22 protein-coding genes are annotated in these 25,370 nt (G+C 32.6%); 19 read left to right on the top strand and 3 right to left on the bottom strand.

All coding sequences use genetic code 11. The features are described 5' to 3' along the window. Window positions 1-15 precede the first annotated feature (15 nt). A complete protein-coding gene (locus B8T70_RS17940) occupies window positions 16-2,997 on the bottom strand; it encodes a TonB-dependent receptor (protein WP_086895730.1) in 2,982 nt (993 codons plus the stop codon). Window positions 2,998-3,233: 236 nt separating this feature from the next. On the opposite strand from B8T70_RS17940, the gene B8T70_RS17935 reads away from it, so the two are divergent. From B8T70_RS17935 to B8T70_RS17880, 12 genes are all read left to right on the top strand, one after another. Then, on the top strand, window positions 3,234-4,265 hold the full coding sequence (locus B8T70_RS17935; RefSeq protein ID WP_086895729.1) for a LacI family DNA-binding transcriptional regulator: 1,032 nt from the start codon (window positions 3,234-3,236) through the stop codon (window positions 4,263-4,265). 175 nt (window positions 4,266-4,440) lie between these two features. Then, the gene (locus tag B8T70_RS17930; protein WP_086895728.1) at window positions 4,441-5,790 is read left to right on the top strand and encodes an MFS transporter; all 1,350 of its coding nucleotides are present in this window, start codon (window positions 4,441-4,443) and stop codon (window positions 5,788-5,790) included. Window positions 5,791-5,897: 107 nt separating this feature from the next. Beyond that, window positions 5,898-6,554, top strand: a complete 657-nt coding sequence (gene pgmB, locus B8T70_RS17925) for a beta-phosphoglucomutase (RefSeq protein WP_086895727.1) — start codon at window positions 5,898-5,900, stop codon at window positions 6,552-6,554. Window positions 6,555-6,660: 106 nt separating this feature from the next. Then, the gene (locus B8T70_RS17920) at window positions 6,661-8,961 is read left to right on the top strand and encodes a glycoside hydrolase family 65 protein (protein ID WP_086895726.1); all 2,301 of its coding nucleotides are present in this window, start codon (window positions 6,661-6,663) and stop codon (window positions 8,959-8,961) included. A 45-nt stretch (window positions 8,962-9,006) separates the two neighbouring features. Beyond that, the gene (locus B8T70_RS17915) at window positions 9,007-11,121 is read left to right on the top strand and encodes a glycoside hydrolase family 97 protein (protein WP_086895725.1); all 2,115 of its coding nucleotides are present in this window, start codon (window positions 9,007-9,009) and stop codon (window positions 11,119-11,121) included. 121 nt (window positions 11,122-11,242) lie between these two features. Further along, entirely contained in the window at window positions 11,243-12,067 is an 825-nt protein-coding gene (locus tag B8T70_RS17910; RefSeq protein WP_086895724.1) for an abortive infection system antitoxin AbiGi family protein, read from the top strand. A 47-nt stretch (window positions 12,068-12,114) separates the two neighbouring features. Further along, window positions 12,115-13,971: a glycoside hydrolase family 13 protein gene (locus B8T70_RS17905; protein WP_242667516.1), complete on the top strand. Its 1,857-nt coding sequence runs from the start codon at window positions 12,115-12,117 to the stop codon at window positions 13,969-13,971. A 203-nt stretch (window positions 13,972-14,174) separates the two neighbouring features. Continuing rightward, a complete protein-coding gene (locus B8T70_RS17900; protein WP_086895722.1) occupies window positions 14,175-14,852 on the top strand; it encodes a glycerophosphodiester phosphodiesterase family protein in 678 nt (225 codons plus the stop codon). A gap of 72 nt (window positions 14,853-14,924) precedes the next feature. Continuing rightward, window positions 14,925-16,133, top strand: coding sequence for an NAD(P)/FAD-dependent oxidoreductase (locus B8T70_RS17895; protein ID WP_086895721.1), 1,209 nt, complete (start codon window positions 14,925-14,927; stop codon window positions 16,131-16,133). Window positions 16,134-16,144: 11 nt separating this feature from the next. Continuing rightward, entirely contained in the window at window positions 16,145-16,720 is a 576-nt protein-coding gene (locus B8T70_RS17890; protein ID WP_086895720.1) for a Crp/Fnr family transcriptional regulator, read from the top strand. A gap of 61 nt (window positions 16,721-16,781) precedes the next feature. Next, window positions 16,782-17,456 carry an MBL fold metallo-hydrolase gene (locus B8T70_RS17885; RefSeq protein ID WP_086895719.1) on the top strand — a complete coding sequence of 225 codons (675 nt, stop codon included), beginning with the start codon at window positions 16,782-16,784 and terminating at the stop codon, window positions 17,454-17,456. Window positions 17,457-17,612: 156 nt separating this feature from the next. Continuing rightward, a complete protein-coding gene (locus tag B8T70_RS17880; protein WP_086895718.1) occupies window positions 17,613-18,341 on the top strand; it encodes a hypothetical protein in 729 nt (242 codons plus the stop codon). Between the two features lie 79 nt (window positions 18,342-18,420). On the opposite strand, the gene B8T70_RS17875 is transcribed toward B8T70_RS17880, so the two are convergent. Beyond that, window positions 18,421-18,897 carry a TspO/MBR family protein gene (locus B8T70_RS17875; protein ID WP_039112569.1) on the bottom strand — a complete coding sequence of 159 codons (477 nt, stop codon included), beginning with the start codon at window positions 18,895-18,897 and terminating at the stop codon, window positions 18,421-18,423. 107 nt (window positions 18,898-19,004) lie between these two features. Here B8T70_RS17875 and B8T70_RS17870 point away from each other — a divergent pair, with 107 nt between their 5' ends. The 7 genes from B8T70_RS17870 to B8T70_RS17840 all read left to right on the top strand — a co-directional run bounded on the left by B8T70_RS17870 (window position 19,005) and on the right by B8T70_RS17840 (window position 24,384). Beyond that, a complete protein-coding gene (locus B8T70_RS17870) occupies window positions 19,005-20,090 on the top strand; it encodes a diphosphomevalonate/mevalonate 3,5-bisphosphate decarboxylase family protein (RefSeq protein WP_086895717.1) in 1,086 nt (361 codons plus the stop codon). A gap of 29 nt (window positions 20,091-20,119) precedes the next feature. Then, window positions 20,120-20,338 (top strand): hypothetical protein, encoded by a 219-nt coding sequence (locus B8T70_RS17865; protein ID WP_086895716.1) that lies wholly within the window; start codon window positions 20,120-20,122, stop codon window positions 20,336-20,338. Next, window positions 20,338-20,643 (top strand): type II toxin-antitoxin system RelE/ParE family toxin, encoded by a 306-nt coding sequence (locus B8T70_RS17860; protein ID WP_086895715.1) that lies wholly within the window; start codon window positions 20,338-20,340, stop codon window positions 20,641-20,643. Before B8T70_RS17865 ends, B8T70_RS17860 begins: the two co-directional genes overlap by 1 nt. A gap of 4 nt (window positions 20,644-20,647) precedes the next feature. Further along, entirely contained in the window at window positions 20,648-21,586 is a 939-nt protein-coding gene (locus B8T70_RS17855) for a mevalonate kinase (RefSeq protein ID WP_086895714.1), read from the top strand. A 142-nt stretch (window positions 21,587-21,728) separates the two neighbouring features. Continuing rightward, window positions 21,729-22,319 (top strand): DUF502 domain-containing protein, encoded by a 591-nt coding sequence (locus B8T70_RS17850; RefSeq protein WP_039112542.1) that lies wholly within the window; start codon window positions 21,729-21,731, stop codon window positions 22,317-22,319. A 61-nt stretch (window positions 22,320-22,380) separates the two neighbouring features. Then, window positions 22,381-23,337, top strand: coding sequence for a geranylgeranylglycerol-phosphate geranylgeranyltransferase (locus tag B8T70_RS17845; RefSeq protein ID WP_039112543.1), 957 nt, complete (start codon window positions 22,381-22,383; stop codon window positions 23,335-23,337). A gap of 138 nt (window positions 23,338-23,475) precedes the next feature. Continuing rightward, on the top strand, window positions 23,476-24,384 hold the full coding sequence (locus B8T70_RS17840; RefSeq protein WP_039112544.1) for a pseudouridine synthase: 909 nt from the start codon (window positions 23,476-23,478) through the stop codon (window positions 24,382-24,384). Window positions 24,385-24,471: 87 nt separating this feature from the next. Here the strand turns inward: B8T70_RS17840 and B8T70_RS17835 are convergent, their stop codons facing one another. Beyond that, on the bottom strand, window positions 24,472-25,071 hold the full coding sequence (locus B8T70_RS17835) for a DUF937 domain-containing protein (protein ID WP_039112545.1): 600 nt from the start codon (window positions 25,069-25,071) through the stop codon (window positions 24,472-24,474). Between the last annotated feature and the right edge of the window lie 299 nt (window positions 25,072-25,370).

Raw genomic sequence — 25,370 nt, 5'->3', positions numbered from 1 at the left:
TTTTTCAACGTACTATTAGAAATTTGCATTTACTCCAAACAAGAATGTTCTGGCTCTTGGATAAACATTATTGTCTATTCCGTTGAATTTTTCAGGATCTAAGCCATCATATTTTGTTAAAACGAAAACATTTTGAACTCCAACTGTAAACCTCAATGAAGCAGCTTTTAGTAACGTTTTATTAAAAGTGTATCCAAGTACAACATTATCTAACTTAATAAAAGAAGCATCTTTTACATAATAATCAGAGTAATTACGTTGTGTTCCATTAGAATTACTTTCAGTAGTAAAACCAGTATTGTAATAATCAGAACTAATATTAGACAAATCAGAATCTCTTCTTAAACCTGCTTGTAAATACCCTTTATCAGAACTTACGTTATCAAAAATATAGTTCCCAACACTAGCTCTCCAGTTCATTGTAAAATCGAACTGCCCATAATTTAAAGTAGAGAATAATCCGAAAGTGTAATCTGCTGCTGGTTTATGAAACTTATAACGGTCAGCATCTGTTATAACACCGTCTCCATTTCTGTCTGCATATGCACCCTGAATAGGTCGTTTGTTTTCATCATATAATTGTTCAAATACAAAAAATGAATTTGGAGCATACCCCTCAGAATGTATTAATACTTGATTTCCTGTACCTCCAGCGATAACATCTCCTGTAATATACCCTTGAAATCCTGGAACAGTTGTCCCTAAATCCGATATTTTTTGATCAATGTAAGTTGCATTAGCAGCAACATTCCAAGTTAATTTATCATTTTTGATAATGTCTGATTGAAGATTAAACTCAACCCCTTTTGTTCTTACACTACCAATATTGCTATATCCTTGGTTTCTGATATTTGCACCATCCGGAACTGGAATCTCTGCTAAAAGGTCACTAGATTTTTTATCAAAATAATTAAGTGTTCCTGTTATTCTATCGTTAAGAAAACCGAAATCAACTCCTACGTTTGCCTCAGCTAAATCTTCCCATTTTATATCTTTATTGTATCCCTCAGGTTTTGCCGCTCTGTAAATAACACCATTAAAAAGGTATTGTGTACTAAGCGTTCCTAATGTTACACGCTGCAAATAATCGTATGCAGGTGGAATATCTTGCTGTCCTGTAGTTCCGTATCCAACTCTTAACTTTAAACTAGATAGTGTTTCATTTCCTTTTAAGAAGTCTTCTTCTGCAACATTCCATGCAAAAGCACCTCCGGCAAAATTACCCCATCTGTTTTCTTTAGAGAAACGAGAAGTACCGTCTCTTCTATAATTTACCGTTAATAAATAACGACTATCATATCCTAAATTCAAACGTCCAAAATAAGATTGTAAGTTAACATCTGCATCTGTAGTAACATCTGATGGCGGATTTGGTCGCATAATATCACCTGAGTTATATCCCTCACGTTGAAACAACTGATAGTTGTATCCGGCAGTAGCATCAATTTTAAATTTCCCTAAATCTTTAGTATAGTTAAAATAAGTATTTAAGTTTTTATTCTGACGACTATCTGTATAACCAGTATACCCTCCTAAATTAGTCCAGTTCCCTTTATCAAATGTAGTAGGTTGATATCCTAAAATACTCTCCGTACTTACTCGGGTATAACCATTAGTATCAAATTTATCGATACCTGCCTCAGCAACAACTCTTAAATCTTCAAAGAAATGAAGTTTATAATCTATCCTAATGTTACCCCATTTTCTGGTAGAAGTTGCTCTACGCTCATCTTGATTCAATCTTGCAACTGGATTTCTCGCTGGCAATAATGGTACATTACCGTTTGCTTCCAACCATTCAAAATAACCTCCATAACGTGAACCTTCTTGATAAACAGGTTGTGTTGGATCAAACATAATCGCACTACTAATTACCGGACCTTCATCTTGAAATTGATTTTTTCCAAAAGCTAAATTTCCAGTAATATCAATTTTTAAATGATTATCAAATAAAACAGGGTTTAGCGATATCGATGTCGTAGTTCTTTCAAAAGAAGTGTTTCTTAAGATTCCAGGGTTATCAACATTTCCAACAGATAAACGTACCGGTAATTTATTAAATAAAGCACCACTAACCGAAATGTTATTGTTTGTTGTTAAAGCAGTATGAAAAATTTCATCTTGCCAATTTGTATTTGCTGTACCTAGTAAAGCTTTTTGTGCAGCATTACCTTTTTCATTTACAAGAGTACGAAACTGGTCTGCACTTAAAACATCTACTGTATTAGCCACAGTATTGATACCAACCTGAGAGCTAAAATTAACTTTTACTCCACCTTTTGTACCTTTTTTAGTAGTAATAACAATTACACCATTTGCAGCTCTAGAACCGTAAATCGCAGCTGCCGAAGCATCTTTCAAAACAGTAAAAGACTCAATATCATTAGGATCAATTGTAGATAAAATACTTGTTGCCCCTTCTGTTTTAGCATTACTCATAGGAAGACCATCTACTACAATTAAAGGCTCGTTTGAAGCACTTAATGAAGATCCTCCACGAATTCTAATATCAGCTTTTGCTCCAGGAGCACCACCTCCAACAACATTTACACCAGCAATTCTTCCGCTGATTAAACTTTCTGGAGTTACGTTAATTCCTTTATTAAATTCTTTAGCAGAAATTTGAGATACTGAACCTGTTGCGTCTTTTTTCTTAACAGTTCCGTAACCTACTTGTACTACAACTTCCCTAAGTTGATTTGCATCTTCTTCTAAAGAAATACTTATGTTTTTTTGTCCGTTAAAACTAATAGTTGCACTAACATAACCTATGAAAGAAGCGACAAGTTTATCCCCACTTTTTACATTTGACAGTTTAAATTTTCCGTCAAAATCAGTCGAAGTACCATTGGTACCCCCTTGTACATTTACATTTACTCCTGGAATCGGTTGCCCTGTTGCTTTATCAAGAACAACACCATCTAATGTGCTCTGAGCAAACACACTAAAAGGAAGGAGTAAGAATAAAAATAACAACTTTTTATAAATTGTTTTCATACTTTTTGTTTAAATTAAAATTGAGTTTTGGTTGAATATTTAACTTTTATTTTTACTTCGAATTTCAAAATTAAGGATTTATTAACATGCCCGACATGACCTAAATCATATCAGCTTACGAAAACGTGATAGTGTTGAAAACTTTCTATATTATATAAGTTTTTAAGCATAATACTGTCATTTTTAAAAATAAACCATATCTTTATTAACAAAACAATTTTTTCCATATCAACAGTATGAAACGCAAAATAACCCTTAAACAAATTGCGAAGGAGCTTGATGTATCTATTTCTACCGTCTCAAAATCACTTCGAAACAGCCTCGAAATCGGAGAAGATACCCGATTAAAAGTTCAGGCTTTCGCCAAATTCTATAACTACAAACCCAACAATATTGCCCTTAGCCTTAAGAATCGTAAAACCAAAACAATAGGTATTATTATTCCCGAAATTGTACATCATTTTTTCTCAACAGTCATTAACGGAGTCGAGGAAGTTGCTAACGAAAATGGCTATAGTGTTATCATATGTTTATCTGATGATTCATTTGATAAAGAAGTGCTTAATATGGAAATGCTTGCCAACGGAAGTATCGATGGTTTTATCATATCATTATCTAAAGAAACACAATTTAAAGGCGATTTTCATCATATAACCGAAGTTATAAATCAAGGAATGCCAGTCGTTATGTTTGACAGGGTTACCAATGAAATTTTATGCGACAAAGTAATTATCGACGATAAATCGGCAGCTTATGAAGCAGTTCAGAGTTTAATTGATAAGGGCCGTAAAAAAATAGCTTTAGTTACAACTGTTGATTACGTAAGCGTTGGAAAACTACGAACAGATGGATACACAAAAGCATTATTAGACAACGACATACCTTTTAATGAAGACCTTATTATTAAGATTGAAGATGTAGACACTTGCGAAATAATTATTAGTCAATTATTAGAAGATCGGGCTATAGATGCAGTTTTTGCAGTTAACGAACTTTTTGCCGTTACAATAATAAAAACAGCCAGCAAAATGGGACTTAGAGTTCCCGAGGATGTAGCCGTTATTGCGTTTACAGATGGAATTATATCCAAATATTCGACTCCCACTATTACTACCGTAAGCCAGAGCGGGAACAAAATGGGGAATAAAGCTGCGAAAATGCTTATAGATCGTCTGGAATTAGAAACCGAAGAAGGCGAGGAAGAAGAAGAAAATTACAAAACTGAAGTCATTGAAACTCATCTTATAGAAAGAGAATCTACAGATTAACTCCCTAAATAATCACATACAAAAACCCATTAAAATTATTTAATGGGTTTTTATTTGTTTCTTTAGAAAAATAATTTATAAATTTACGCCAGCTCAAAACTTTTACTTTTACTTCGAAAAATAAGTTAAGTTTTGATAAGCAAAGCGCTTATCGTACATTCATTAAATTACGATAATGGAAAAGCGTAAATTAAGTTTTTGGGAAATCTGGAACATGAGTTTCGGTTTCTTAGGAATACAAATGGGGTTTGCTCTACAAAATGCAAATGCCAGCAGAATTCTTCAAATTTTTGGTGCCGACGTACACGAACTTTCATGGTTTTGGATAATTGCTCCTTTAATGGGATTAATTGTTCAACCTATCATTGGACATTATAGTGATAAAACCTGGGGGAAATTTGGTCGAAGAAAACCATTTTTTCTAGTAGGTGCTATTCTAGCTTCGGTTGGATTAATATTAATGCCACAAGCAAACATATTTATTTCTGTTTTACCTGCATTATGGGTTGGAGCCGGAATGCTTATGATTATGGATGCTTCGTTTAATATTGCCATGGAACCATTCCGTGCTTTAGTTGGAGACAATTTAAGAACAGACCAGCGCACAGCAGGATTCAGTATCCAAACAGCACTTATTGGTTTTGGAGCCGTAATTGGTTCGGCATTACCTTATGTATTAACCAAATGGTTTGGAGTTTCTAACAGTACTATTCCTGGTAGCGTTCCTTTAAATCTTACACTTTCCTTTATTTTGGGAGCTGTTGTTTTAATTGGATCTATCCTGGTAACTTTATTTACAACCAAAGAATATTCTCCAGAAGAATTAGCCAATTTTGAAGATCCTCAAAGTGAAGTTGATGTTCCTTCTGAAGAAAAATCAAGACTTACAGACATTTTTACGGATTTTGCAAAAATGCCAACTACTATGCGTCAGCTTAGTTGGGTGCAATTTTTCTCTTGGTTCGGACTTTTCGGTATGTGGGTATTTAGTACTCCAGCAATTGCACATCATATTTACGGATTACCATTAGACGATAATTCAAGTCAAACCTATCAAGATGCTGGGGATTGGGTTGGAATTCTTTTTGGAGTTTACAATCTTGTTTCGGCAATTATAGCCTTGTTTTTTCTTCCGATGATTGCAAAAAAAATTGGACGAAAATCAACTCATGCCCTTTCATTAGTTATTGGAGGAATAGGTTTAATTTCTATTTATTTCATGCCTGATGAAAATTGGGTTATTCTATCTATGGTATTAATTGGTGTGGCTTGGGCTAGTATCCTCGCAATGCCATATGCTATTCTGGCTGGATCTATTGCTCCTAAAAAAATGGGGGTTTACATGGGGATTTTCAATTTCTTCATCGTAATTCCTCAAATAATAAACGCAATAATCGGAGGGCCAATCGTAAAATACCTTTATAACGGTGATGCTATGTACGCTTTAATCACGAGTGGAGTCAGCTTTTTGATAGCCGCAGTTTTAGTTTACAAAGTGAAAGATGTAGATGACATTAAAATCTAAAACTCACATCTAAAAAATTCTCTTTCTGATGAAATGAGAAATGGTTTCCTTACAATCAAAATTTAAATACTTTTTCGAAAAGAAATACAAAATAAGCATATTATTAAATGAATACAAAAGCGTTTATATTCGACCTGGACGGCGTAATTGTTGACACAGCTAAATATCATTATTTAGCGTGGCAAAAAATTGCAAATGCATTAAACATTGACTTTACACACGAACACAACGAACTCTTAAAAGGAGTAAGTCGTGTACGTTCTCTAGATATTATCCTGGAATTAGGAAACATTCAGGCTTCACAAGAAGACAAAGATAAATGGCTCATCCAAAAAAATGAAGACTATCTGACTTATTTAGTAGATATGGATGAAAGCGAAATCCTTCCTGGAGTTTTCCCTGTTCTACAATTTTTAAAAGAGAATAAACAAGCCATTGCATTAGGTTCAGCTAGCAAAAATGCGCGTCCGATTCTTGAAAAAACAGGAATCATCTCCTACTTCAATGTTATCGTAGATGGTAATGATGTTACAAATGCTAAACCAGACCCAGAAGTTTTTTTAAAAGCGGCTCAATTATTAAACATAAGTCCTACAGATTCTATCGTTTTTGAAGATTCAGTTGCAGGAGTTCAAGCAGCTAATATTGCAAAAATGACTAGTGTAGGAATTGGTTCCAAAACAGTCTTGCACGAAGCAAAATACATCTTTGAGGATTTTACCTTAATAGATCAAAATTTCATCAAATCATTAATCACAAAATAAACAAATCAATCAAAAACAATTAATCAATTAGATACTCCATTAGATAATTCTCAAACTGCTTAATTATCTCATTTTCTAATTCACGAATTGTCAAATTTTAAAAACAATGAATCAAGATTATATAAAACCAGACAATTGGTCAATAATAGAAGAAGGCTTTGATGTTGAAAGAGTCAAATCATCTGAAAGTCTTTTTAGTATCGGAAACGGTGCCATGGGACAGCGTGCCAATTTTGAAGAAAAATACTCAGGAGAAACTTTCCAGGGAAGTTATATTGCCGGAATTTATTATCCAGATAAAACAAAAGTGGGTTGGTGGAAAAATGGATATCCAAAATACTTCGCCAAAGTACTTAATGCTCCAAACTGGATTGGTATCAACGTTGAAATTAACGAAGAAGCTTTCGATTTAAATTCTTGTACCGAAGTAAAAAACTTTCGTAGAGAATTAAACATGAAAGAAGGTTGGTATAATCGTTCCTTTGAAGCAACATTAAAAAACGGAACCGAAATTGCTGTTAACGTACGTCGTTTTCTGTCTTTGAATCTGGATGAAGTTGGTATTATCAAATACGAGATTACTCCATTAAATAAAGATGCAAAAATTCTTTACAAACCATATTTGGACGCTGGTGTTACCAATGAAGATGCAAACTGGGAAGAAAAATTCTGGGAACCTCTTGAAGTAAAAAAAGCTACAAATGAAGCTTATGTAACTGCTCAAACCTATAAAACACATTTTAAGGTTACGACTTTTATGCATAATAGTATTTTTGCTAATAACGAGAATATTAATATTTCGCCTTCTACAATAGATTCTTCAACAGATAAAGTAGAATATACTTATGGCGTAATCATTGCTAAAAGACAAACCTCATCTATACAAAAAATTGGTGGTTACACCGTTTCATTAAACCATACCAACACTCTTGCTGCTGCCGAAAAAGCAATTAAGGAAGCATTAAGCAAAGGATATGACCAATTATTACAAGAGCAAATTGAAGCTTGGGCTAAAGTTTGGGAAATGTCAGACATTACTATCGATGGCGATGTAAAAGCACAACAAGGAATTCGTTTCAATATTTTTCAGTTAAACCAAACCTATTCAGGAAAAGACAACCGATTAAACATTGGACCAAAAGGATTCACTGGAGAAAAATACGGAGGATCAACCTATTGGGATACCGAAGCTTATTGTATTCCATTTTATATGGCGACCAAAGACCAACAAGTTGCCCGAAATTTATTGACCTATCGATACAACCAATTGGATAAAGCTATTGAAAATGCCAAAGACAATTTGGGTTTCAAAGATGGAGCTGCTTTATACCCAATGGTAACTATGAATGGGGAAGAATGCCATAACGAATGGGAAATCACGCATGAAGAAATCCACAGAAATGGAGCGATAGCTTTTGCTATTTTCAATTATAACCGTTACACAGGAGATTACTCTTATATTCCCGAAAAAGGATTAGAAGTATTAATTGGTATTGCACGTTTTTGGCATCAAAGAGCTTCGTTCTCTACAGCCAAAAATCAGTATGTAATTTTAGGAGTTACAGGTCCTAACGAATACGAAAACAACATCAACAATAATTTCTATACCAATTATGTTGCAAAATGGTGTATTGATTATGCCGAAGAACAAATTACAAAAGTCGCTGCCGAATATCCTGCTGACCACAAAAGAATTATCGAGAAAGTACAACTTACCGAAAACGAAATTCAGGAATGGAAAAAAGTTGCTAATAATATGTACTTCCCATTTTCAGAAGAACATAATGTCTACTTACAACAAGATGGATTTTTAGATAAAGATTTAGTTCCTGTAAAAGATTTAGACCGCTCGCAACGTCCTATAAACCAAAAATGGTCTTGGGATCGCGTATTGCGTTCACCATATATTAAGCAAGCCGATGTTTTGCAATGCTTTTACTTTTTTGAGGCCCATTTTACAAAAGAAGAACTATTGCGTAATTTTGAGTTTTACGAATCTTTTACCGTACACGAAAGTTCACTTTCACCTTGCGTACACTCCATTCAGGCAGCAGCATTGGATAAAATGGATATGGCATATACATTCTACCTAAGAACTTCTCGTTTAGACTTAGACGATTATAATAAAGAAGTAGAAGAAGGTTGTCATATTACATCGATGGCAGGAACCTGGATGAGTATTGTAGAAGGTTTTGGAGGAATGCGTGTAAAAGACGACACCTTACATTTCTCTCCAAAAATTCCGAAAGAATGGACAGGATATTCATTTAAAATCAATTTTAGAAATCAAATTCTAAAAGTGTCAATAAACCATAACGAAACTACGTTTTCTGTAGATGGAGATACCGACTTAGCCATTGTCGTTAATGGTCAAACCGTAGTCGCTACAAAATATGCAATTGCATAAATAGTAGCTTCTATATATTTTTATAACATTTTTTAATTTATCAACATGAAGAATTTCATTTTCACAGCCTTCATTCTAGTTGCATTTTGTAACATTACAAAAGCACAACAACTAAAATCGCCTGAAGGAAAATTTGTCATGGAGTTTTCGCTACAAAGCGACGGAACTCCAACTTACAATCTTAAATACAAAAACAAAGAGGTTGTAAAATCCAGTAAGTTGGGACTTGAGCTTAAAGACGATAAAAAATCGTTACTAAATGATTTTACGGTTATTGATACAAAAACTACAACTTTTGACGAAAACTGGAAACCAGTTTGGGGAGAAGTAGCTTCTATTCGCAATCATTATAATGAACTTGCGGTAACCTTAAACCAAAAAGGAACAGACAGACAATTGTTAATCCGTTTTCGTTTATTTGATGATGGACTAGGATTCCGTTATGAATTCCCAACTCAAAAGAACCTTACGTATTTTGTAATCAAAGAAGAAAAAACACAATTTGCAATGACGGGCGACCATACTGCATTTTGGATTCCTGGTGATTACGACACACAAGAATACGATTATACAAAATCAAAATTATCTGAAATCCGTGGATTATCTGAAAAAGCATATACTGCAAACGTATCACAAAAGTCTTTTTCTCCAACAGGAGTTCAGACTTCGCTTATGCTAAAAACTGCCGAAGGAGTATATATCAATCTTCATGAAGCAGCATTAATTAATTATTCATGTATGCACTTAAATCTGGATGATAAAAACATGATTTTCGAATCATGGTTAACTCCAGATGCAAAAGGTGATAAAGGATACATGCAAGCACCAAGTCATTCTCCTTGGAGAACAATTATTGTTAGCGATGATGCAAGAGAAATTCTTAATTCAAAAATGACATTAAACCTAAATGATCCTTGTAAAATTGAAGATACGTCTTGGATAAAACCAGTTAAGTACGTAGGTGTTTGGTGGGAAATGATTACAGGAAAAAGTTCTTGGTCATACACTAACGATTTCCCAACGGTACAACTTGGAGTTTCTGATTTCTCTAAAGCAAAACCAAACGGAACTCACGGAGCAACTAATGCTAACGTAAAAAAATACATTGACTTTGCTGCTCAAAATGGTTTTGATGCCGTACTTGTAGAAGGTTGGAATGAAGGTTGGGAAGACTGGTTTGGACATTCAAAAGATTATGTTTTTGATTTTGTAACTCCTTACCCGGATTTTGATGTAAAAGGATTACACGCTTATGCAAAATCTAAAGGTGTAAAAATCATCATGCACCACGAAACTTCAGGTTCAGTTCGTAACTACGAGCGTCATATGGACAAAGCATACCAATTCATGAAAGACAATGGATATGATGCTGTAAAAAGTGGTTACGTAGGTGATATTTTGCCTAGAGGAGAAAATCATTATGACCAATGGATTGTAAACCATTACCAATATGCATTGGAAAAAGCAGCCGAATATAAAATTATGGTTAATGCACACGAAGCAGTTCGCCCAACAGGAATTAGCAGAACATATCCTAACTTAATCGGTAACGAATCTGCAAGAGGAACAGAATACCAAGCATTTGGTGGATCTAAAGCAAATCACGTAACAATCTTACCATTTACAAGATTAATTGGTGGACCAATGGATTATACTCCAGGTATTTTCGAAATGGACATTAGCAAACTTAATCCTGATAACAAATCGCATGTAAACAGTACAATTGCTAATCAATTGGCATTATACGTTACTATGTACAGCCCATTACAAATGGCAGCCGATCTTCCTGAGCACTACAACAAATTTGCAGATGCTTTCCAATTCATCAAAGATGTTGCTATCGATTGGGATGAAAGTAAATATATTGAAGCAGAACCAGGTGATTATATTACTGTAGCTCGTAAAGCAAAAGGTACTAACAACTGGTTTGTAGGTAATGTAAACGGAGATGTTAGTCGTACATCAAACATCAACTTTGATTTCCTTGAAAAAGGAAAGAAATACACAGCAACTATTTATGCTGATGCAAAAGATGCACACTACAAAACAAATCCTCAAGCTTACACTATCAAGAAAATAGCTGTAACAAATAAATCAAAATTATCACAGTTATCTGTTCCAGGTGGTGGTTATGCAATTAGCATAATCGAAACTAAATAAAACTTAAAAAAGACAAGTGATTTTCTCCAAGATTACTTGTCTTTTTAATATCATTTTATTTCATAGAGCCAGCTCTTTTTGTACTATTTTTAGGATTGTAAATTTATAATTCAATACACCCATGAAGAAGCTCAAAAAAACAGAAAATGTAGATCTTACCTTTAACCAAAAGGAAATCAATCATATTGTTCATTACACAAACAATTTTGAATTTCTCTTAAAAATTTTAAGAGATGGATTTTCTCCTTCTTTCTGTGCTGAAAAAATAAATGATATTGATTATTACATTCCAATGACAAGCTTCTGTAATATTCCTTTAAGAGATGTTGATTTATATATGAGATATGGAAAATTTGGAATAGGAATGAGTTTAGAATGGGCTATAAAAAATTCTATTTCTCCTGTTGTTTATATACATGAAACAACACCATTTAAAGACATTCATTCAAAGCTTCTTCAAATGCATTTTTCTAGTATGTTACAGAAAATGTTTGATAATAAAACATTAGAAAATTTAGAAAAAGATTTCAAAGATTTTGATTATACAGAATATGATAAAAATTTAGAAAGCATTCGAGACATTGCAATTCCAGCAATTCAATTTTTCAAAAATTGGAAAACAATTTATAAAGGAAAAGTAATCAGAACTTATCATGAAAGAGAATGGAGATATATTCCTAATTTGATTAATGACCGATTATTATCTAAAGATGAATTCATAAAATTAAAGGAAACAAAATATCAAAAAAAACCTCATTTACCTGAATTTACTTTATCATTAAATTCTTTAGAAAACATTCGATACATAATAATAAACAATGAAATCCAAAGAAAAAAAGTGCTTTCTGTTTTAGAAAGAAAATTTGGAAAAGATATTGTTCATGAGTCTATTATTTCTGGAAATTTAATGATAATTAATGATGATTTAATTCGTAATGATTTTTAAAGCAATCATCTTACTAAATCCTCAATACAAACTAAAAACGAAAAAACATGAAATTTTACAAGATATTATTCCAAAACCTAATACTAATGGTTTTGTTGTTTTCCGCTTCCGCGAAAGCGCAAATCCAGAAAGTAGAGCCGCCATTCTGGTACGCAGGAATGAAAAATCCAGAACTACAGATTATGTTCTACGGAAAAGACATAGCCCAATACGAACCTTCTGTTTCTAATAATGTAACTATTAAAGACATTAAAAAAACCGAAAATCCTAACTACATTTTCGTAACAATCGACACTAAAGACATTCCTGCATCTGAGTTAGTTTTTTCATTTAAAAACAAAAACAAAGTTGCATTTACACAAAAATATTCTTTAAAAAAGAGAAGAGAAAATTCTGCTCAACGCAAAAGTTTCGATGCATCGGATGTGATGTATTTAATCATGCCAGATCGTTTTGCAAATGGAAACTCTAAAAATGATACTAATGCTACTCTAACAGAAAAAGGAAACCGACAAGACCCAAGCGGACGTCATGGTGGTGATGTCGAAGGAATCATCAAAAACCTGGATTATATTTCGTCATTAGGAGCAACAACTATTTGGAATACGCCTTTAAACGAAGACAATGACAAACAACATTCGTATCATGGCTACGCACAATCGGATGTGTATAAAATAGATCCTCGCTACGGAACCAATGAAGACTATGTTCGTCTTGCTGCAGAAATGCATAAAAAAGACATGAAACTAGTAATGGATTATGTAACCAATCACTGGGGAATCACGCATTGGATGATTAAAGACATGCCAACAAAAACTTGGTTCAATCAATTTGAAACTTTCACACAGACGCATCACAGACGTGAAGTAATTACGGATATCCACGCCTCAAAATTAGATCAGGAAGTTTGCATTGATGGTTGGTTCGTGCCTTCAATGCCAGATTTAAATTTAAAAAATCCTTTAGTAGCAAAATACCTAACTCAAAACGCGATTTGGTGGATTGAGTATGCGGATCTTGACGGATTTAGAGTAGACACTTACAACTATTCAGATCCTGCTGCGATGGCAAATTGGGCAAAAGCAATTACTAATGAATATCCAAACTTTAATATTGTTGGAGAAATCTGGATGCACAATCAGGCAAATTTAGCCTTTTGGCAAAAAGACAGTAAAATAGGTGCGATTGAAAACTACAATTCTAATTTACCAAGTGTAATGGATTTTACATTACATAATCAAATTGGTTCTGCTTTTAACGAAAGTGAAGCAACTTGGGATAACGGAATGATTAAATTCTACAACAATTTTGCATTAGATTATCTATATCCAAACCCAGACAATATTTTGGTTTTTGCAGAAAATCACGATACAAATAGAATCAATGATGTTTACAAATATGATTTTGTAAAATACAAATTGGCAATGACTTTATTGGCAACTGTTCGTGGAATTCCGCAATTGTATTATGGTTCAGAAATCGGAATGGGTGGTGATAAAAGCAAAGGCGATGCTGATATTCGTCAAGATTTCCCTGGCGGATGGAATGGCGATAAAAACAATGCTTTTACCGCAGCAGGAAGAACAGCAGAACAAGCTAAATATTTCGATTTTACTTCAAAATTATTCAAATGGAGAAAATCAAACGAAGCCGTTCATTTCGGAAAAATGACACATTATATCCCTGAGAATAATACTTATGTTTATTTTAGATATACTGATGCTAAAACTGTAATGGTTGTTTTTAATAACAATGCTACAGCGCAATCTCTTAAAACAAATCGTTTTAAAGAAAACATCAAAAACTTTAAATCAGGAAAAGACATCCTTACAGGAAAAACGTTCGATTTAACATCTGAAATTACTCTAGAACCAAAATCTGCAATAGTATTAGAACTAGAATAAAAGTTAAAATCTAAACACAAGGTTTTAGCCATAGATTATAATGATAAAATGGATTTTTGAAATCTGTATGAATCATTATAATCTGTGGCTATTCTTTTTTTAATTAAAGCTTTGCGGACTTTGCGTAAAACTTTGCGCTCTTTGTGGTAAAACTATACGCAACAAATCTATTTTTTCCGACCTTTGCCAATAAATCTCAATAAATGCTAAAAATAGCACATCGTGGCGCAAGAGGTTACGAACCCGAAAACACCTTAAAGGCCTTTCAAAAAGCATTAGACTTAAATGCTGACGGAATAGAACTAGATGTACACCTAAGTTCTGATGGTCATATTATTGTAATTCATGATGAAACAATAGACAGAACTACCAACGGAAAAGGATTTGTAAATACATTATCTTTGCAGCAATTAAAAGCGTTCCGAACAGAAAAAGAGCAGCAAATTCCAACATTACCAGAAGTTTTTGAATTAGTAAACCAGCAATGTTTTATTAATATAGAATTAAAAGGTCAAGGAACTGCCAATGCTGTAGCTGTATTAATCGAATTATACGTTTCGGAAAAAAACTGGAATTACAATTCTTTTATTGTTTCAAGTTTCGAATGGGATTTTTTACAAGAAATAGTTTTACTAAATCCGAAAATACCCGTTGGCGTTTTAACCGAAACTGATATTGACTCGGCTATTACTTTTGCAGAAGCGATAAAAGCAAAAGCAATTAATCCTGATTTTAATTTGTTAAGCAAAGAGAACGCAATACAAATACAAGAAAAAGGATTTGAGATTTTTCCTTGGACAGTCAATGAAGCAGCAGACATTGCAAGAATAAAAACATACAACATAAACGGAATCATTAGTGATTTCCCAGATAGAATATAAAAATCAACATCCAATTAATCTTTGTCAAAGTTCAAAACTTTGACAAAGATACTTAGAGGTTAAAATAAAAATATGACTCAAAATTTTGATATAATAATAGTAGGTGGCGGAGCAGCAGGATTTTTTACAGCAATTAATATTGTAGAGAAAAACTCAAAATTAAAAGTCGCTATTTTAGAACGTGGTTCCGAAGTACTAACAAAAGTTCGCGTTTCTGGTGGTGGTCGTTGTAATGTAACTCATGCTTGTTTTGAGCCTAATGAATTGGTTAAATTTTATCCGCGTGGCGAAAAAGAACTACGAGGACCATTCCATCAGTTTTGTTCCGGAGATACCATAGAATGGTTTGAAAAACATGGTGTAGAACTAAAGATTGAAGATGACGGAAGAATGTTCCCAGTATCTAATTCTTCACAAACTATCATTGATTGCTTTTTAAAAGCAACCGCAAAATTAGGAATCACAGTACTTACGGGTCAAAGCGTACAATCTATCTTTAAGAAAGAAAACTTCTGGAAAATCGAAACGCAAAACCAGAATTATATAGCCGAAAAATTGATTTTAGCAACAGGAAGCAATCCTAAAATATGGGAAATGCTACAAACTTTTGGGCATGCCATAGTAAGCCCTGTCCCTTCCCTATTTACCTTTAATATAAAAGACCCAAGAATAAAAGAGTTACCTGGTGTTGCTGCACAAGCTACAGTAAAGGTAAAAGACACCAAACTGGAATCAACAGGTCCATTATTAATTACCCATTGGGGAATGAGTGGTCCGGCAATCTTAAAGCTTTCGGCTTGGGGAGCACGTATTTTGCATGACAAAAATTATCAGTTTACGATTTTTGTAAATTGGTTAAATGATATTGATACCGAAGATGCCGAAAAGATTCTAAAAGATCTAAAACAAGAACACGCCAAAAAAGCTGTTTCCAAAAAGTCCCCTTTCGATTTCCCAAATCGATTATGGGAAAGTTTAGTTTTGGCTTCTAATATAGAAGTAGAAACCAAATGGGCAGATTTATCTAAAGTTCAACTTCAGAATTTAGCTAATCAGTTAACAAATGGAACTTTCCAGGTAAACGGAAAAAGTACTTTTAAAGAAGAATTTGTAACCGCAGGCGGAATCGATTTAAAAGAAATCAACTTTAAAACGATGGAAAGCAAGCTTCATGAAAACTTATACTTCGCTGGAGAAATTGTAAACATCGATGCAATTACTGGTGGATTTAATTTTCAGAATGCATGGACAAGTGGTTTTATTGTAGCAAATAGTATCTAAAAGACTTAACTATGAATTCAATTTCATTAGAAAAACAAATACAAGCAATCGCTTCATTTACCGAGGACGAAATTAAAAAGATTGTTTCTTGTTTTGAATATGATAAAATTGAAGCCAAAGAATATTTAGCTACTATTGGGAAAACCAGCAATAAAATTTATTTCATTATTAAAGGGCTCGCCAGAGTTTATTATTTAAAAAACGGAAAAGAAATAACGACCTACTTAAGCTGTGATGATGGCTTTATTGCCTCCTACTCCAGTTTTATAAACCAAACTCATTCTTTCGAAAACATACAATGTATTGAGGAATGCGAAGTTCTTTCGATAAGCCATCAAAGAATGCAACAATTATACAATGAAATTCCTAATTGGGAACGTGTTGGAAGAATTCTGGCCGAACAAAACTACCTATGCATGGCAGATCGATTATTGAAACTACAAATGATTCCTGCCAAAGAAAAATACCTTACTTTTTTACAAACCGCACCATCAAAGATTATCAAGCGTACACCACTTATATACATTGCATCTTTTTTGGGTATTACACCCGAATCTTTAAGTCGCATTAGACAAAGCATTTCTTAACATTTATCAAATAGGTTAGTATTTTCGTTTTTCATCTTTGTCAATAATAAAATTTGATAAAATGAAAAACGTAGCCAAAAATGTGTACCAAATACCGGTATTACCCAGAAACAGTATTAATTGTTATTTAATTGAAGATGTACTTATTGATGCAGGAATAAGAAGCTCGGCATCCAAAATTTTAAATGCTATAAAAAATAAAAAAGTAAATACCCACGTACTCACCCATGCTCATGCCGATCATCAGGGAAGCAGTAAAATCATTTGTGATACTTTAAAAATCCCATTATGGTGTAGTGAACCCGAAAAACAAGCGGCCGAAAGCGGAAATGTAACTATTGAATACCCAAATCCAAATAATATAATTTCTAATTTTCAGGCAAAAGTCTGGGCTGGAAAAGGTTGTCAAGTATCCAAAATTATTAAAGAAGGAGATATCGTAGGCGGATTTACTGTAATTGAAACTCCTGGGCATTCCAGCGGGCATTTATCTTTTTTTAGAGAACACGATGGTGTTCTTATAGTTGGTGATGTAATGACTAACATGAATTTATTAACCACTGTTCTTGGATTACATGAACCGCCAAACTTGTTTACAACCAATCAACAAAAAAATAGGGAATCCATAAAAAAACTAGCCAAGTTAAACCCAAAAATATTATGTTTTGGTCATGGCCCTGTTCTAATAAATAACGGTGAATTAGCTCGATTCGTGAATAAAATTTCTGCAATTTAGTATTCAGTACCAGTCGCAGTTTTCAACTCTAAGAACTACGACTGGTAATAACATTGAGACTGATGATTTAAAAACCGAATTAACAAGACTTTAAACATTCTATAAGTTTTAGTTAAGACAATTCTAATAATTTTACTTTCAACCAATTAACCATATATGAAAGTAAAATTACTTACAACAATTTCGTTACTTACCTATCAACTTAGCATTTCTCAAACTGAAAAATTACTCCACGGAAAAGTTTTTTCCAACAACAATCCTCTTAAAGAAGTAGAAGTTATTAATAAAACAGCGAAAACCAGCACCAGAACAAATGCTTTGGGAGAGTTTTCCATTCCGGTAAAAGTAAAAGATAGTCTACTTTTTTTCTCTAAAGATTACTTTTTCACAAGACTAAAAATAACTCAGGCCAATATTGATAAAAATAATATTATTGTTAATATGGCTATCAAAGCCGAAGAATTAGATGAAGTAGTCGTAACTACTATGAAATTTAATCCTGTAAAAATTTCTCAAAAAGATCTAGACAACGTAAAACTCTATAAAGAAGCTGGATCTTTACAAAAATATACTGGCGTTTACGACGGAACTATTCCAAATGGTATGGACTTCACCCGAATGGGAACAGGCCTTTTTAATTTATTTAAAAAAGATAAGGAAGAACTTAAAAAGAAAACTTCGGAAACTGATTTCAAAAAACTTATAGCAAAATCAATACCTTCAGATTTTTTCACCAAAAATTTAAAGTTAAAACCCGAGGAAAAAGACCTTTTTATTGAATTTTGCGATGCTGATCCAAGATCCAAGAACCTTTTAGAAAACAATAATGTATTAGCTACAATGGATTTTTTGTATGCAAAAAACGAAATGTTTAAGAAACTGTGAAAAAAGTTTAAAGTATTCAGTAACAGTCTCAGTTTCTTGATTGAGACTGAATACCGCAACTGTAAACTGCTACTCAGGATTACTTATTCAACCACCAGATACTAGCATTCAGAACTGTGGCGTAACTTACCCAAAGCAAGTAAGGAACTAATAAATAACCAGCGATTTTATTGATTTTTATAAATTTTAAAAGTGTTTCATAAATCATCAGCCAAAGAACAAAAACTTCAAGAAGCGCTAATAACGGATTCATTAATCCGAAGAATAAATACGACCACAAAGCATTTAGAGCCAATTGAATTGCAAAGAAAACCAATGCATTTTTAACTGCTTCTTTTTCATATTCTATTCGGTCCCAAACCAATCCAGCTGCAACCCCCATCAAAAGATATAACAGACTCCAAGCTGGTGCAAAAACCCAATTAGGCGGATTAAAGCTTGGCTTGATTAAAGTCGGATACCAAGTATCAACACTAGTTCTGGTAACAATTCCCGAAAAATATCCAATAGCAAGACAAGTAACAACAACAGCTAAAATTCGAGTGATTTTATTCATTTTATATTCTTTTTTTGAGTTAATAAAGGTAAACATTTTTATAGCCTATCAAAAAGTGCAAAAGGTATAATTCAAAAAAAGTATCTTTGCGTAAATTTTATATTTTTATGTTTACAGCAAACGATTTTATTCCAAAAAAATATACTTCGACTATAGATCAAGGCAATTTTGAGTGGAGCGCTCCAAGTAACATTGCTTTGGTAAAATATTGGGGAAAAAAAGACAATCAAATTCCGGCAAATCCTTCAGTAAGCTTTACTTTAAACAATTGTAAAACAATTACTAAACTAGCTTTCGCTAAAAAAGACATTTCAACTGATAATTTCTCATTCGATTTACTTTTTGAAGGAAAACCAAAAGAAGATTTCAAACCGAAAATACAGAAATTTTTGGAACGTGTTTTCGTTTATCTCCCTTTCCTGAAAGAGTATCATTTTACAATTGACACTCAAAATACTTTTCCGCATAGTTCAGGAATAGCCTCATCGGCATCTGGAATGGCAGCTTTGGCAATGAATTTTATGAGCTTAGAAAAAACTTTAAACCCAGAAATGACCGATGATTATTTCTTTCAAAAAGCTTCTTTCTTAGCCCGTTTAGGTTCAGGGAGTGCTTGCCGAAGTGTAAAAGGAAGCGTAGTTGTTTGGGGAAATCAAGCAAATATAAAAGGAAGTTCTGATTTATTTGGAGTAGAATTTCCAAATACAATTCATGAAAACTTTAAAAATTACCAAGACACTATTTTATTAGTTGATAAAGGCGAAAAACAAGTTTCGAGTACTGTAGGTCATGATTTAATGCACAACCATCCTTATGCCGAAAGACGTTTTGCACAAGCGCATGAAAACTTAGATAAACTAATTTCTATTTTTAAAACTGGAGATTTGGACGAATTCATCAAAGTTGTTGAGAGCGAAGCATTGACATTACATGCTATGATGATGACATCAATGCCGTATTTTATCTTAATGAAACCAAATACTCTGCAGATTATTAACGCAATTTGGAAATTTAGAGCCGAAACTAAAATCCCTGTTTGTTTTACACTAGATGCAGGAGCAAATGTTCATGTTTTGTATCCCGAAAACGTTAGCGCAAAAGTCTTACAATTTATTCAGGACGATTTAGTTGTATTTTGTCAGAATGGTCAGTACCTTTGCGACGAAATTGGATTGGGTTCAATTGCATTATAATTTTCGTATCTTTAATTAAAATTTAGATCATGGACATTCAATTAGAAAAACGTGAAGTGATAGATATTCTGGAAGGTACAGATGACCTTTCAATCATTTTGGCGGTCAAAAAATTGTTAACCAAAAAGAAAAAAGATTGGTGGGACGATTTAACTGATGAACAAAAAGAAGAAATTAAAGAAGGGGAAAGACAAATTGAACGAGGTGAATTTGTTTTGTATGAAGATATGATGAAAAAGCATCGTTAATGAAAAGAACAATAATCTTTTCAAAAAATGCAGAAAAAAGTTTATTTAAATTATTTGAATACTTAGAAATTAAATGGTCAAAAAAAGTAAAAAATAAATTTATATCAAATCTGGACAAAGTAATTTATCTAATACAAATAGAACCTGAAATTTTTCCTAAATCGGAACTAAATAAAAACTATCACAAATGTGTCTTGTCTAAGCAAACAACAATATATTATAAATTCAACACAAAAAGAGTCGAAATAATTACATTTTTCGACACACGACAAGACCCAAACAGAATTAAGAAAGACATTAAATAAATATATGAAAGGACCATTATTTTACTCGAAAATATTACTTTTTGGAGAATACGGAATTATTCGTGACTCTAAAGGTTTGTCTATTCCTTATAATTTTTACAATGGCGCACTGAAGAGAACCGAAAATCCTTCGGCAGAAGCCATTTCTTCAAATGCAAGTTTAAGCAGATTTACATCATACCTTGAAACATTACAAGCAGAACAACCAGAATTGGTTACTTTTGATTTGGTTACTTTAAAGAATGATGTTGAAACAGGAATGTATTTTGACTCAAGTATCCCACAAGGATATGGAGTTGGAAGCAGCGGTGCACTTGTAGCTGCCATTTATGATAAATATGCTCAAAATAAAATCACGGTTCTAGAAAATTTAACTCGCGAGAAATTATTACAGTTAAAAACTATTTTTTCTCAAATGGAAAGTTTTTTCCACGGAAAAAGTTCTGGTTTAGATCCATTAAATAGTTACTTGAGCATCCCGATTTTAATAAACTCTAAAGATAATATTGAGGCAACTGGAATTCCTAATCAAAGTTTTGACGGAAAAGGAGCTGTATTTTTATTAGACTCAGGAATTGTTGGTGAAACTGCTCCAATGGTAAATATTTTTATGGAAAACCTAAAAGACAAAGGGTTCCGTACTATGCTAAAAAACCAGTTTGTAAAATATACTGATGCTTGTGTAGAGAATTTTTTACATGGCGATATGAAGTCTTTATTTAGTAATACCAAAAAATTATCAAAAGTAGTTTTGAATAATTTCAAACCTATGATTCCAGAACAGTTTCATGGTATTTGGCAAAATGGTATTGACACAAATGATTATTACCTAAAATTATGTGGTTCTGGCGGTGGAGGTTATATTCTTGGTTTTACCCAAGATTTAGAACGCGCTAAGCAATCATTAAAAGACTACAAACTAGAAGTAGTTTACCAATTTTAAATACTGAATACAAATTCTAAGATTTTAGAATATTAAATAGTTACAATTTTTAGAGTCGATATATATTCGACTCTAAAAATTAAATGCCACTAACGTGCCTTTTTTTCTTTAAAAATTATCACAATCTAGCAAGTTATTTAATATGAAAAGTATTTTAAGCATCCTCAAGTCAACTTTTGTAGGCGGAATTCTTTTTCTGATTCCATTAGCCATAATCCTGGTCCTTTTTGAGAAAGGCTATCACATTTTACAAAAGATTACCATTCCGTTAGTTAGCAATTTACCCAAAGTGAGAGTATTAGGAATGGCACTAGAAGAATTAATAGGCCTACTAATTATTATATTAATTTGTTTTTTGGCTGGATTATTAGCTCGAACCAAACAAGCAAAAATCTTAATTATTAAATTAGAAACTAGTATTTTAAGTCTTATCCCTGGATATTCGTTTATGAAGAACATGAATGAAAACATCATAGGGCTTGAAAATTCTAAAGACTTAAAAGTTGTTTTGGCTCGTGTAGATGATGGATGGCAATTTGCTTTTTTAATAGAACAAATCGACGAAGAACATTGCACGGTTTTTATCCCAAATGCCCCAAGTCCGTGGAGTGGTTCTATCTATTTTATGGAAAAAGAAAGAATAAAAGAAACCACAATATCACAAAAAGAGGCTTTAGTATGCATAAGAAAATTGGGATATGGCTCTTCAAAATTATTAAAAGATGTACTTTAGTAATTTTAAAACCAATATATAATCTGTATCCTACAAAGAACACTAACCTCTAACAAAAGAAATGTTAAGCCGACAGAATAAAATCTTAGCGATGAAAATAATAAGTTTGTTCTCTGTAATAAGAGGCTACAACATTCCTATTATCGTTTTAGCACAATACTTATCGGCAATATTTATTTTGGCTCCCGAAAAAAGGGCGCTTGACATACTACTTGACTTCAATTTATTTTTAATTGTTTTTGCTTCGGCAATTACTATTGCAGCAGGTTATATTATTAATAATTTTTATGACAGTCAGAAAGATTTAATAAATCGTCCAAACAAATCAATGTTGGATCGACTAGTAAGTCAAAAAACAAAACTGAGCGTATATTTCACACTAAACTTCATTGGCTCATTAATGGCGCTGATTGTGTCCTGGAGGGCATTTTTATTCTTTTCGGCATATATATTCTTAATCTGGTTTTATTCACATAAAATAAAAAAGTATCCATTAATCGGTAACTTAACGGCTGCCTTACTTGCTGTTTTACCATTCTTTGCGATATTAGTATATTTTTACAATCAAATTTCTTTTGATGATTTAGAAAACCAAAGAGGCCATTTTGCAGTAATTTCTGCTCATGCTGTTTTTCTATTCTTATTATTGCTTATTCGTGAGATGATAAAAGACTTAGAAAACCTAAAAGGAGACTTGGTTAATAATTACAAAACCATTCCAATTCTTTATGGCGAGAGAACTTCAAAAAAGATTATTACCTTTTTAACTTTTCTTACTATTGTTCCCGTTTACATTCTAATCGAAATATATGATGTAGGTTATATGGACATTTATTTCTACATCTGCTTTATTGTTTTAATATTTTTCTTACTTTACCTTTGGAAATCAAATTCTAAGACACAATTTTTACTTCTGCACAATGTTTTAAAATTTCTTATCGTTTCGGGAGTGTTTTGTATTGTACTTATTAATCCAAGTGTTTTGTGGCATGGAAAAACTTTACTTTTAAAAATATAATTGATTTAAAATTTTCAGCATTTTTAGATTATTTTCAATTAAAAGGCTGGTAATAGTATTAAAAGCTAGTAATCTAACAACAATCAAGTTACTGCTATTAACCAATAATAAACTATCTTTGCACAAATTACAGGATTTATGAATAATAAGGAAGGCAATAATAAAGGAAAAGGACCAAGAGCAAATAGCTCAAGACCTAACTCAAATAAGCCAAAACCTGCCATGCAAAAGCGTGCACAAGGGCCAAAAAAAGCGAAACCGATTACTAAAGTAGAGGAAGAAGCTGCTGCAAAAGCTGCCAAAAAACCGAATCAAGCACCTAAAAGACAAAAGGCTGCTGATGAGATTCGTTTAAACAAATATATTGCTAATTCTGGCGCATGTTCTCGTCGTGATGCAGATATCTACATCCAATCTGGGAATGTAAAAGTAAACGGAGTACCTGTTACAGAAATGGGATACTTAGTAAAACCAGGAGATACAGTAAATTTTGACGGAGCAACTTTAACTCCAGAAAAGAAAGAATACATCTTATTAAACAAACCAAAAAACTTTACGACTGCTTTTGACGAAGGTCAGGAATACCGTAACGTATTAGAATTGGTTCGTGGTTCGACTAATGCAAAGATTGCTGCAGTTGGTAGAATGGATAAAAACACTACAGGTTTATTATTGTTTACAAATGATACTGATATGCTTCGTAAATTTACTTTACCAAGTCAGAAATCATCTAAAATATACCAGGTTTCATTAGATAAAAACTTGAAATTTGAAGATTTAGAAAAAATAAACAAAGGATTAGTTCTTGACGGACACCGTGTTTTTGTTGAAGACATTAGCTATATCGACAATGAGCCAAAAAGCGAAATTGGGTTAAAGTTACGTTCATCAAATGTAAAAGTAGTTCGTGCTATCTTCGAACACTTTGAATATGATGTTTTACGTATTGACCGTGTATCTTTTGCTGGTTTAACCAAAAAGAATTTACCAAGAGGTAACTGGCGTTTTTTAACAGAACAAGAAGTTATCAATTTGAAGAACGTATAAATCTTCAAATTATACATAAACGAGAGAATCCTATTTTACAAAATGTAAAATGGGATTTTTTTTTGACTTAAAAACGAAAGACAGTTCTTAAGAATTACTATTTGAAAAAATGTGATTGAAAATTGAGTTTGAAAATCTGGTTTTCCTTTTTTCTTCGACAACTTCGTAAGATGAAAAACCTAAGATAATTTTGATTCCGAGAGGAATACTATTTAAAACACCTCTTTTTTGCTCTTCTAGCAATAATTGGAGATCTTCTTGCACTTGCTTTTTATAGCTAAAATAAGAAAGAACTAATAGTGCTGAAAAATTTAATACTTCGCGAGCAGTTTCGCTTTTAATACCTACTTCGTTAGAGACCATTTCGGTAATTCGCCCCTTTTTGTTATCAAAAATTCGTTTTAATAACTTATTGCCTTCGTCTTTATAACATTCATCGACTGATAATAGTCTTCCGGATTCAAAATCTATTTCTTTATAAAAATCTGTATTCCCAACAATCTCTACCAACTCATTATACAAACTGACTTCGTGTATTTTATTATAAACTCCTATTAAGATAGTTCCGATAGAAGCATCAATAGCTTTAATTAATAAGGCGTCATTTTCAAAATAAAATTTATTCAGTTTTGAAACAACATTTGAAGAAATAAAACGTCTAAGTTCAATTTGTAAATTTGGATTCATTAATCTGGATTTTTTAATTAAAAATAATTTATATCAATTATAAATAATCGACAAAGTGTGGCATTTTATCGTTTATGTGATAAATGTATGTAAAATAATAACATATCCAAAAAAAACGTTAAAAATTTTTCTTCTCAATTTCTCATTAATTCAATACCTTTTCTTAAAACCCAATAAAACTGCTAATACTCTAAATATCAATACAAACTAAAACTTGAAAAAAAATTAAGAAATTACATAATAATATAGCGAATCAGCAGTTATTTTTTCTTTTTTTCAGAAACAAACCAGCGTTAATA

Source organism: Flavobacterium sp. AJR (assembly GCF_002156885.1).
In the GTDB taxonomy this organism is placed as follows: domain Bacteria; phylum Bacteroidota; class Bacteroidia; order Flavobacteriales; family Flavobacteriaceae; genus Flavobacterium.
Note: the sequence above shows the minus strand (reverse complement) of the source record. Positions and strands in the feature narration are given on the sequence as shown.

What these genes read in the sequence shown, in the direction of transcription:
- B8T70_RS17885 (WP_086895719.1), top strand. Translation starts at nt 16,782, where the DNA reads ATGAAAAACGTAGCCAAAAATGTGTACCAAATACCGGTATTACCCAGA.
- B8T70_RS17845 (WP_039112543.1), top strand. Translation starts at nt 22,381, where the DNA reads ATGTTAAGCCGACAGAATAAAATCTTAGCGATGAAAATAATAAGTTTG.
- B8T70_RS17935 (WP_086895729.1), top strand. Translation starts at nt 3,234, where the DNA reads ATGAAACGCAAAATAACCCTTAAACAAATTGCGAAGGAGCTTGATGTA.
- B8T70_RS17880 (WP_086895718.1), top strand. Translation starts at nt 17,613, where the DNA reads ATGAAAGTAAAATTACTTACAACAATTTCGTTACTTACCTATCAACTT.
- B8T70_RS17855 (WP_086895714.1), top strand. Translation starts at nt 20,648, where the DNA reads ATGAAAGGACCATTATTTTACTCGAAAATATTACTTTTTGGAGAATAC.
- pgmB (WP_086895727.1), top strand. Translation starts at nt 5,898, where the DNA reads ATGAATACAAAAGCGTTTATATTCGACCTGGACGGCGTAATTGTTGAC.
- B8T70_RS17835 (WP_039112545.1), bottom strand. Translation starts at nt 25,071, where the DNA reads ATGAATCCAAATTTACAAATTGAACTTAGACGTTTTATTTCTTCAAAT.
- B8T70_RS17875 (WP_039112569.1), bottom strand. Translation starts at nt 18,897, where the DNA reads ATGAATAAAATCACTCGAATTTTAGCTGTTGTTGTTACTTGTCTTGCT.
- B8T70_RS17915 (WP_086895725.1), top strand. Translation starts at nt 9,007, where the DNA reads ATGAAGAATTTCATTTTCACAGCCTTCATTCTAGTTGCATTTTGTAAC.
- B8T70_RS17860 (WP_086895715.1), top strand. Translation starts at nt 20,338, where the DNA reads ATGAAAAGAACAATAATCTTTTCAAAAAATGCAGAAAAAAGTTTATTT.
- B8T70_RS17905 (WP_242667516.1), top strand. Translation starts at nt 12,115, where the DNA reads ATGAAATTTTACAAGATATTATTCCAAAACCTAATACTAATGGTTTTG.
- B8T70_RS17865 (WP_086895716.1), top strand. Translation starts at nt 20,120, where the DNA reads ATGGACATTCAATTAGAAAAACGTGAAGTGATAGATATTCTGGAAGGT.
- B8T70_RS17920 (WP_086895726.1), top strand. Translation starts at nt 6,661, where the DNA reads ATGAATCAAGATTATATAAAACCAGACAATTGGTCAATAATAGAAGAA.
- B8T70_RS17910 (WP_086895724.1), top strand. Translation starts at nt 11,243, where the DNA reads ATGAAGAAGCTCAAAAAAACAGAAAATGTAGATCTTACCTTTAACCAA.
- B8T70_RS17840 (WP_039112544.1), top strand. Translation starts at nt 23,476, where the DNA reads ATGAATAATAAGGAAGGCAATAATAAAGGAAAAGGACCAAGAGCAAAT.
- B8T70_RS17930 (WP_086895728.1), top strand. Translation starts at nt 4,441, where the DNA reads ATGGAAAAGCGTAAATTAAGTTTTTGGGAAATCTGGAACATGAGTTTC.
- B8T70_RS17850 (WP_039112542.1), top strand. Translation starts at nt 21,729, where the DNA reads ATGAAAAGTATTTTAAGCATCCTCAAGTCAACTTTTGTAGGCGGAATT.
- B8T70_RS17940 (WP_086895730.1), bottom strand. Translation starts at nt 2,997, where the DNA reads ATGAAAACAATTTATAAAAAGTTGTTATTTTTATTCTTACTCCTTCCT.
- B8T70_RS17900 (WP_086895722.1), top strand. Translation starts at nt 14,175, where the DNA reads ATGCTAAAAATAGCACATCGTGGCGCAAGAGGTTACGAACCCGAAAAC.
- B8T70_RS17870 (WP_086895717.1), top strand. Translation starts at nt 19,005, where the DNA reads ATGTTTACAGCAAACGATTTTATTCCAAAAAAATATACTTCGACTATA.
- B8T70_RS17890 (WP_086895720.1), top strand. Translation starts at nt 16,145, where the DNA reads ATGAATTCAATTTCATTAGAAAAACAAATACAAGCAATCGCTTCATTT.
- B8T70_RS17895 (WP_086895721.1), top strand. Translation starts at nt 14,925, where the DNA reads ATGACTCAAAATTTTGATATAATAATAGTAGGTGGCGGAGCAGCAGGA.